At 57.1% G+C, this 9,230-nt stretch carries 5 protein-coding genes and 1 pseudogene; 2 read left to right on the forward strand and 4 right to left on the reverse strand.

Annotation, left to right across the window (positions count from 1 at the left end):
- Nucleotides 1-244: 244 nt before the first annotated feature.
- Together JQ575_RS43045 and JQ575_RS43050 are read right to left on the reverse strand one after the other, a co-directional pair.
- Nucleotides 245-1,219: an ABC transporter substrate-binding protein gene (locus JQ575_RS43045; RefSeq protein WP_212039201.1), complete on the reverse strand. Its 975-nt coding sequence runs from the start codon at nucleotides 1,217-1,219 to the stop codon at nucleotides 245-247.
- A gap of 219 nt (nucleotides 1,220-1,438) precedes the next feature.
- Complete coding sequence (locus JQ575_RS43050; RefSeq protein WP_212039202.1) at nucleotides 1,439-2,374, reverse strand: 2-dehydropantoate 2-reductase; 936 nt, start codon at nucleotides 2,372-2,374, stop codon at nucleotides 1,439-1,441.
- A 580-nt stretch (nucleotides 2,375-2,954) separates the two neighbouring features.
- Between JQ575_RS43050 and JQ575_RS43055 the strand changes: the two genes are divergently transcribed.
- Both JQ575_RS43055 and JQ575_RS43060 read left to right on the forward strand, forming a co-directional pair.
- Complete coding sequence (locus JQ575_RS43055) at nucleotides 2,955-7,289, forward strand: GAF domain-containing protein (RefSeq protein ID WP_312016135.1); 4,335 nt, start codon at nucleotides 2,955-2,957, stop codon at nucleotides 7,287-7,289.
- Nucleotides 7,286-7,675 (forward strand): response regulator, encoded by a 390-nt coding sequence (locus JQ575_RS43060; protein WP_212039203.1) that lies wholly within the window; start codon nucleotides 7,286-7,288, stop codon nucleotides 7,673-7,675. The genes JQ575_RS43055 and JQ575_RS43060 overlap by 4 nt, the downstream gene beginning before the upstream one ends.
- Before the next feature lie 167 nt (nucleotides 7,676-7,842).
- Here the strand turns inward: JQ575_RS43060 and JQ575_RS43065 are convergent.
- Both JQ575_RS43065 and JQ575_RS43070 read right to left on the reverse strand, forming a co-directional pair.
- Nucleotides 7,843-8,232 (reverse strand): annotated as a pseudogene (locus JQ575_RS43065) (MaoC/PaaZ C-terminal domain-containing protein); the annotation flags it as partial.
- A gap of 612 nt (nucleotides 8,233-8,844) precedes the next feature.
- Nucleotides 8,845-9,156 (reverse strand): DUF2158 domain-containing protein, encoded by a 312-nt coding sequence (locus tag JQ575_RS43070; RefSeq protein ID WP_312016134.1) that lies wholly within the window; start codon nucleotides 9,154-9,156, stop codon nucleotides 8,845-8,847.
- Nucleotides 9,157-9,230 lie beyond the last annotated feature (74 nt).

Genomic DNA, 9,230 nt, shown 5'->3' on the forward strand with positions numbered 1-9,230 from the left:
GCATCAAACTGGCCCCTAAAGCGAGCAACAGGACAGCATGATCTTACTAAGCCTTGCTTCGCGGGGCCAGTAGCGGAGGCGGAAAGTCTCGCAGGATGATAGATCGAGCCAATGTCTTCTAGCGTCATTCGCGTCGGTTTGACCGGACCACGACGACTTCCGGTCGACCCCGGTGAACGGACATTCTCAGGATGGGCGAGCATGTCTCAAAGGTGCCAAAACCGACTCGTGCACCCTAGCAAAACTATTCGATCACCTCGTCGGCGCGAAGGAGGAAAGAGGGAGGAATTGTGATGCCTAAGGAACGCGCTGTCGCCAAATTGATGACTAATTCAAATGCCGTAGGTTGCTGAATAGGCAGATCGCTCGGCTGAGCACCTTTTAAGATGAGTGCCGCGTAGGTGCCGACTTTTTTAAGAGTTTCGGGAAGACTGGGTCCGTAGCTCATCAGGCCGCCAACCGCCGGAAACTCGCGGAATTCGTAAGTCGCCGGAAGTGAATGACGCTTGGCCAATGCGATGAGTTGCACACGTTGGCTCAGAAAGAGCGCATCGTTGCTGACGAGCACCGCACCGACCTGAGCTCTGACAAGCCGTGCGAATGCTGGTTCGAGGTCAGCCGGGTTCCGCGCCTTGGCGACTTCCAAGGACTGCCCGGTCGAGCGGGCAACATCTTCGATTTCCAGCAGCAAGTCTTGATTGTCCGGGTTTACCAAAAAACCCAAGGTCGCGTTTTGCGGGAGGAGCTCGCGGATTAGTTCAAGCCGCTTGAGGGTGAGCGTTGCCGTCAATATAGATATACCGGTGGCGTTGCCCCCGGGATGAGCGAAGCTTTTCGCTAGGCCGAGCTTCACCGGGTCTGAGGCTATGTTGAATACTATTGGAATTGTTGTAGTAGCTCGCCGCGCGGCGAGCGCAACTACATTGCCTCCCACCCGGATCAAGGCAGGGTTAAGGCGCACGAGCTCTTGTGCGAGCGGGGGAAGCCTGTCGTAATTTCCTCCTGCCCACCGACGTTCTATCGTGACGTTCCTTCCGGCCACGTAACCTTTCTCCGCGAGACCCCTTTCGAATGCTGCCTCAATATCGGTGAGCCCCGGGTCGGGTGAACCGGCGGATAGCACACCAATCATAGGCACCGCTGGCTGTTGCGCGTGCGCGGCGAGCGGCCACGTCGCCGCCGTACCACCAAGTAGCGCGATGAATTCGCGACGACGCATGTACCCTCGATACCTAAAGCCTAGCACTTTGCGATGGACCGCGCGGGAGAATTTGCTCCCAATCGGCCTGAGATATTTGATCAGGTAAACGTCCGGATCGGGTCAATCGCGTCGGTTTGACGGTCGGCAAGCCACGTCCGGTCTACCCCCCGTCAACGGACATCGCCAGATCGGCTCGGCTCTTGCGCTTCGTGCCAGAACCGGACATCGGCCAAGCAATCAGGACAAGCGCCCTGCGGCGCGCCGTTGCTCGAACGCCTTCACGTTCGTGTAGGCCAGCAATAGCGTGTTGCACGGTATCTTCGCCTTCTCCGCCTTGCCAAGCATGAAGCCGAGAATGTGCTCGACCTCCGTCTGCCCGCCACGTTCGATGTCGCGCAACATCGACGTCGAGTACATAGAGTTCTGTTGCGAGAACGTGTCCTCCCACGATTTCATGAAGGCCGCGCTGGGCGCGTGCCCGTTGGCCGCAGCGATGGCAGCTCCGCAGCGAAGCTGATCGAGAAAAAGCTCCCGGCCATATGGGGTGCGAATAATCTCGCCGACATTTGCCCGCATCAGGCAGGTCATAGCGGCTGCTGTCGAAAGGTGAACCAGCTTTTCCCACATTCGCTGAACGATATCGGTAACGGGGAATACTTCCACGCCCTTCGCAGCCTCGAACAGCGTGGCCAATTCTCTCACGCGCTCCGTCATCTCCCCCGATTGCTCGCCAAAGGTAAGCGTGCGCCAGTCGTTGAACTGTCGGATCGAGCCGTTAGGCATGATCGTCGCCTGTATTTTTGCCGTGCCACCGAGCACTCGGTGCTGGCCAAATTTCTCATTGAGGACATCGATATGGGCAATGCCGTTCAGGAATGGAAGGACATAGGCGTTCGATGCTAGGGCGGGCGCGATTGCCGCGGCTGCAGTGTCGAGATCATATGCCTTGCAGGTCAGGATCACCGCGTCATAAACCGGCACCACCTCCGCCGCGACCAATGTTTTGACTGCAATTTGTGCGTCCCCGAATTGGCTCTCGATCCGCAACCCTTCCTCGGAAAGGCTCTTGCGACGCCCATCGCGGACGAGAAACGTAACATCAGCCCCACTCTCGGCGAGGCGGCCACCGAAATAGCCACCTGTGCCGCCCGCGCCCAACACTAGATACCGCATGCCCTTGCCCCCACGTTCGCTTTAGCGCTGATCAAAGCATGCCAAGCAACCTTCAGCTAGGGCGATGTCCGTTCCGGGTCAGACTCAGACCTCGACGCAGCCGAGCGCGAGGTCCGCTTTGCCCATATCAACGGATATCGTCAGCTTGGCGGGGCACGTCCGATAAGTGCCCAATTTGCGCAAACCTCGCATTTGCGTTTGGGCATTTCTGCCGACGGCCGGCGATTTGCTTCGGCATTCAGACTGGCGCAATCACGGCTTTCGGATAATTCGCAGGCCGCGCAATAATAAGTGCGCAGATCAAAACTAATCTCGTCAGGTTCGATCCGGATCAATGCTAGGGGTCGACCGCACCTACACAAAGTGAGCGCAGCTTATTGAGGAATATAAAATTGAGCGGGGCGCCATGTGCACAGCAGCCAGCGCTTTTAGGGACCGAATAGCCGGTCAATTCGGTCCGGGCACGACACTTCACCGGAGAACTGCGGGGTGGCGCGCCCACTGAGGCGGCCTTTGTTCTCCGGTCTGGGCAAAATTGAATATTCGGAATTGCCGAAGTCCGAAGTCTGATTTGTACCAAGTGCAGTATGGATTGAGTTTTGCGCTATCTGGTGCGCGTGTGGTGGATACGGTCGGCGCGCTTGACCGGCTGTACGCCGGGCAGGTGTTTGGGTATGCTCGGCATTATTTGACAATTTTGGAACGCCGGAACGCGGGAATGGATAGGCGCCAAAAAACGGCGCGCAAGGCCACTAAGAAACGCAAGGCTTCGGTGCCGCGAAAAGGATCTGCGGATTTCGACGCCGGGAAAGAAACGGCACGGCTGAAGCGCGAGCTTGCCGAGGCGCTGGAGCGGCAGAAAGCCACCAGCGAAATCCTCGCTGCCATCAGCAATTCTACTTTTGTGCTTCAGCCCATTCTCGATACCATTGTGCGGACGGCGAGCCGGCTGTGTGACGCCGAATTTTCGCTGATCTACACGCTGCGGGACGGCAAGTATCATCTGGCCGCCTCCAACAACGCAGCGAGATCGTTCGAGAAGTATGCCGCTGCGCACCCGCTCGCGCCGGGACGGGGCTCACTTGTCGGTCGGGTCGCCCTCGAACAAAAGACCGTCCACATGCCGGATTGCCTCGCCGATCCTGAATACGTCGCGCTGGACTATCAGCGTGCCGGAAAATATCGCACCAACCTCGGCGTACCCCTTCATCGAGGCGGCGCGCCGATCGGCGTCATCGCCCTGATGCGCGCGGTGGTGAAGCCTTTCACCGACAAGCAGATCGAACTGGTCACGTCATTCGCCAACCAGGCCGTGATCGCCATCGAGAATGCGCGACTGTTCGACGAGGTGCAGGCACGCACCGAAGATTTGCGGGAATCGCTGCAGCAGCAGACCGCGACTGCCGATGTTCTGAAGGTAATTAGCCGCTCGACATTCGACCTGCAGACTGTACTTGATACACTGACGGAATCGGCGGCGCGGTTGTGCAACGCTGACATGGCGACCGTCGCACGTCAGGATGATACCGGCTTCTACAATGTCACTAACCACAATTTTCCAGACGATTGGGTCGACTACAGCAAGTCGTTCCGGATGCAACCGGGTCGCGGAGGAGTCGTAGGTCGCGCGCTTCTGGCCAGCGGGCCGGTGCAAATCACGGATGTCCTGGCTGACCCGGAGTATATCTATTACGAACAGCAACAGCGCGCCGGCTTCCGGACGCTGCTAGCAACGCCGCTGCTTCGCGACGGAAAGCCGATCGGTGTATTCCTGCTAGGGCGGAAGACCGTCTGGCCGTTCGACGACAAACAGATGGCGCTAGTTTCGACTTTTGCTGACCAAGCCGTGATCGCTATCGAGAACGTGCGGCTGTTCGAGGAGGTCAAGGCACGCACCGAAGATCTGGCCGAATCGCTCCAGCAGCAAACTGCAACCGCCGATGTCCTAAAGGTGATCAGTCGCTCTACCTTCGATTTGCAGATCGTGCTCGACACGCTGGTGCAGTCGGCCACACAGCTATGCGATGCGGATCACGCCTGGATATTCCAGCGCGATGGCGATTTCCTACACTGGGCCGCAAGCTATGGGCACGCCACTGAGGTTCACGCGCGCATCAAGGAGTTTTTCCTCGGCCGGGATATTCCGATCGACCGGAGCAGTGTCGTCGGGCGGAGCGCGTTCGAGGGCCGTCTCGTTCATCTTCCCGATGTGCTAGCGGACCCCGAATACACATGGAGCGCGCCACAGAAGATCGGCGGCTACCGGGCTGCCCTCGGCGCCCCGCTGATGCGCGAGGGCAAGGTCGTCGGCGTAATCTTCGTGGCCAAGACGGTGCCGGAACCTTATACGCAGAAGCAAATCGAACTGGTGTCCACCTTTGCGGATCAGGCGGTGATCGCGATTGAGAACGTTCGGCTGTTCAACGAGGTCAACGCACGCACTCGCGATCTCGCGGAATCGCTGCAGCAGCAGACCGCCACCGCCGACGTGCTTAAGGTGATTAGCCGCGCGACCTTTGATCTGCAAGCGGTGTTAAATACCTTGCTCGAATCTGCTGCTCGCCTTTGCGACGCCGACCTGGCAAACATCTGGCGGCCTACCGGGGGGACCGGCTTCCATCTTGCCGCGAGTTTCGGAATCGCAGGCAAGAACGACGAATGGCTGCAAAACAAAAACTATCTGGAACAGGTCGACCTTGAGCCAGGTCGAGGATCAATAGTTGGTCGAACTCTACTTGAAGGAAAGGCGGTCCAGATCCAGGACATTCAGTCCGATCCCGAATACGAACTCAGTGAACTCATAAGAATCGGCGATTACCGATCGATGCTTGGCGTACCGCTCTTGCGCCAAGGCACAACAGTGGGCGTTTTCGTTCTGACTCGGTGCAAAGTTAAGCCATTTACGATCAAAGAGGTCGAGCTGGTCACGACGTTCGCGGATCAGGCGGTCATTGCCATAGAAAACGTGCGCCTGTTCGAAGAGGTGCAGGCACGAACCCGCGATCTCGCTGAATCGCTGGAACAGCAGACCGCGACGTCGGAAGTATTGGGCGCGATCAACAGTTCCCGCGAAGAGCTGGAGCCGCTGTTCCAGAAGATTCTCGAAAACGCGATTCGGGTCTGCGGCGCCAAATTCGGCACACTGAACCTGTATGATGGCGAAAAATTCGATCCGGTCGGCGGTTACAACGTACCGCGCGAATACCAAGAGGCGCAGCTTCATAAGCCGTTCATAGCTCACCCCGGGAGTGCACTGGGAACCGTTGTGGCAACCCGCCGACCGGTCCATATCGAGGATATTAGGGCACAGCGACCCTATCTGGAAGGCCACCCTGCCGTCGTAGCGCTCTCGAACCTTGCGGGGGCACGGACGCTTGCCGCAGTACCCATGCTCAAGGATGACAGGCTGGTGGGGACCATCGCTATTTTTCGCCAAGAAGTCAGTCCTTTCTCTGAAAAGCAGATCACCTTGCTCAGCAATTTTGCTCAACAGGCGGTCATCGCCATCGAAAACCACCGGCTGCTTAAGGAACTGAGGGAATCGCTACAACAACAGACCGCAACCGCGGACGTGCTGAAGGTCATAAGCCGCTCCACTTTCGATTTGCAGACGGTCCTGCAGACGCTGGTCGAATCGGCAGCCAAGCTATGTGACGCTGAGAAGGCCACCATAACGCGGCAAAAAGACGGGGTCCTTTTTCGCGGTGAATTCTACGGATTTTCTGACGAGTTCATGGATTACGTCAGAAACGTTCCGGTGGTACCGGATCGCGGCTCGGCAACAGCCCGCGCGCTGCTTGAAGGGGTTGTGGTTCACATCCCCGACGTTCAGGCAGATCCCGACTACACCTTTAACGAGGCCCAAAGGTTAGGTGATTTCCGTACCATCATCGGCGTGCCGATGCTGCGCGAGGGCAAGGCGGTCGGTGTCATCGTCATGACACGCTCCGAGGTGCGGCCGTTCACCGAAAAGCAGATCGAACTGGCCACGACGTTCGCCGACCAGGCAGCGATCGCGATCGAGAACGTCCGTTTGTTCGAAAGCGTTGAAGCCCGCACAAAGGAACTGGCGGCCTCGCTCGAGGGATTGCGAGCCGCGCAGGATCGGCTAGTGCAAACCGAGAAGCTGGCGTCGCTCGGCCAACTCACTGCCGGCATTGCGCACGAGATCAAGAACCCGCTCAACTTTGTAAACAATTTCTCTGCACTTTCGGTCGAGTTGGTCGATGAACTTGGCGAAGTGCTAAGGCTCGTGCCGCTGGACGACAAGACGCGACAGGAAGCCGACGAACTTTCACAGATGCTGAAAGGCAATCTCGAAAAGGTGGTGCAGCACGGCAAGCGCGCCGACTCCATCGTCAAAAACATGCTGCTGCACTCGCGTGAAGGCTCGGGTGATCGCCGCCCTGTCGACATCAATTCACTGGTCGGCGAGAGTCTTAACCTTGCCTATCACGGCGCCCGCGCCGAGCAGCAGGGTTTTCAGATCAGGCTGGATCAGAATTTTGATCCTGCCGCAGGCGAGGCCGACTTGTTGCCGCAAGAAATCACGCGCGTACTCCTCAATCTGATCTCGAACGGCTTTTATGCGGCGATGAAGCGCAAGGCGGAAGATGGCCTCAACGGCTATCAGCCTACGCTTACTGCCGCAACTCGAAACCTCGGCGATCGCGTCGAAATTCTAATTCGCGACAACGGCTCCGGCATTGCGCCCGAGGTGAAGGCGAAAATGTTCAACCCGTTCTTCACTACTAAACCGCCGGGCGAAGGCACCGGTCTCGGGCTTTCGCTGAGCTTCGACATTGTCAAACAACACGCTGGATTGATTGAGGTTGACACACAGCCGGGTCAGTTCACCGAATTTAGGATCATTCTTCCGCGCAAAGCCACCAGCAATGTCGGAGCAAATACATGAGCTTTCTTGTTCTCGTTGTTGACGACGAGCCCGATGTAGAAATGCTGTTTCGCCAACAATTTCGGCGCGATCTGCGCGACAACCGCTTCACGATGGATTTTGCACAGTCGGCAGCCAGTGCCCTGCAACGCATCGGCGACGCCGCCGGTGCATCATTGATCCTAATCCTTTCCGATATCAATATGCCTGGAATGAGCGGCTTTGAACTTTTATCGAAGGCGAAAGCGCTACGACCGGACGTTCCCGTCATTATGATCACCGCTTATGGCGATGACCAGACCAAACGAAAGGCTCTGGAAGGCGGTGCTGAGGCGCTTCTGACTAAACCCATCGATTTCGTTGCGCTTCGCAATGAGATCGACGTAAGGGTGGCAAGCGCAGCGTAATCGTTGGCTTCGGTCCCGCCGAGCTAATGTCCGCTTGGGTCAAAAGCTCCCTCGACAGCTCCTTAACAATCAACGAACATCAAACGACCGGCACCGCCGGTCCGTTTGGTGCCACTAACGGATTTGTGGCTGCCACTTGCGTTACGCGAATTCCGCGTCACAACTCGCTACTGGGAGTTAGTGGCGATCAGAATGGTGCTCTCAATAGATAACACCACGCGTTCTCGATCATTAATCACTTCGATGAGGTGCTTGACGAGGCCTCGTCCCGGCTTGCTCGATAAACGTTTTTCGAGAATCGTGATGCGTTCGTGCAGCCGGTCACCTGAACGAACGGGCTCGACAAACTTAACGTGCCAGTCGAAGCCTCCCAAGAAGGCCCAAATCCGATCCGGCTGATTCACTATTTCATGGGACAGCCGGTACATCAGAGTGATTGTATAGCCGCCACTGGCGATCAATCCGCCAAACGGCGATCTAGCGGCCGCTTCTGAATTGGCGTGAATCGGCCACGGGTCGTTTGTGCGATTATAGGCCAGCATTTCCTCGTGATCGACGGTGTACCCCGCCGACGTCCAACTATCTCAAACATTCAAGTCCTCGAAGTACATCATACCCATGAGCAAACTCCCGGTGTATGGAAAGCCCGGCGCCCCGCCATATTGTCGTGAAAATCTGGTGGAGCGCAATCGCACGGCATACTCTGACGCTCTTTGGGCAGGCGGCCGTGCTCTTGAACTGCCGAATGGGCTCTGCAGCCCTGCAGGTCCGTTGAGGGTCATTCGCGTCGGATTCCGGTCTACCCCGGTGAACGGACATTCTCAGGATAGGCAGGCATGTCTCAAAGGTGCCGCGGTCCTGGCGTGGGTTGAAGCCGATAGAAGGCAGCACAAACGCCAAGCCTAAACCAACGTACGCTTGCACTTGCTGAAGCGGCGCTTGCATGAAGGGTGGTGTTACGATCACGTCTAACCAATTAGGTAGGCCGCTTCTAGAATTTGATCGTCCTCTGTCGCTAGAATGCGCCGCACGGCAGGCGCTCCAGCAGACTGGACTATCGGCGCCGATACCTGGCTAAGAAGTCAGCTTTTAGCTAGTGAAGACAATGTCGTTTTTGGGGGGCGCAGGTTTCCGTTTTTTGGGATTTGCTGTGGATGCAGCACAGGAGCCTAAAGCTGGCGGTTCATCGCATCAGCCATCTCATCAAGGACCACCTTGTAGTCGTCCAAGGCTTGCTGCGAAGATCCTTCATCTTGTCTAGGATCGGCTGCCTCTAACGGAGCATGCTCTACAGCCCTGTGGTCGAACCGCACTCGCTCCAGTTTTTCCCCGACGAACCAGACACAGAGCATTCCCGTAATTTTATCATCGTCGAAAATATCGGTGTTGACGGTATCGACCGTCATGGTTGGTCCACCCGATTTCAAAACGACGAGATCGCCGGACTTATACAGGGGTGGCATTGTCAAAACCCCTTTCATCAAAGCGAATCAACTTAGTTGCGTTGCAACATAGCAGCCTCCCGCAATCTGCTAAAGGTGCCAGGAGCGTTGTT

The organism is Bradyrhizobium sp. JYMT SZCCT0428, from assembly GCF_018131075.1.
GTDB lineage: Bacteria > Pseudomonadota > Alphaproteobacteria > Rhizobiales > Xanthobacteraceae > Bradyrhizobium.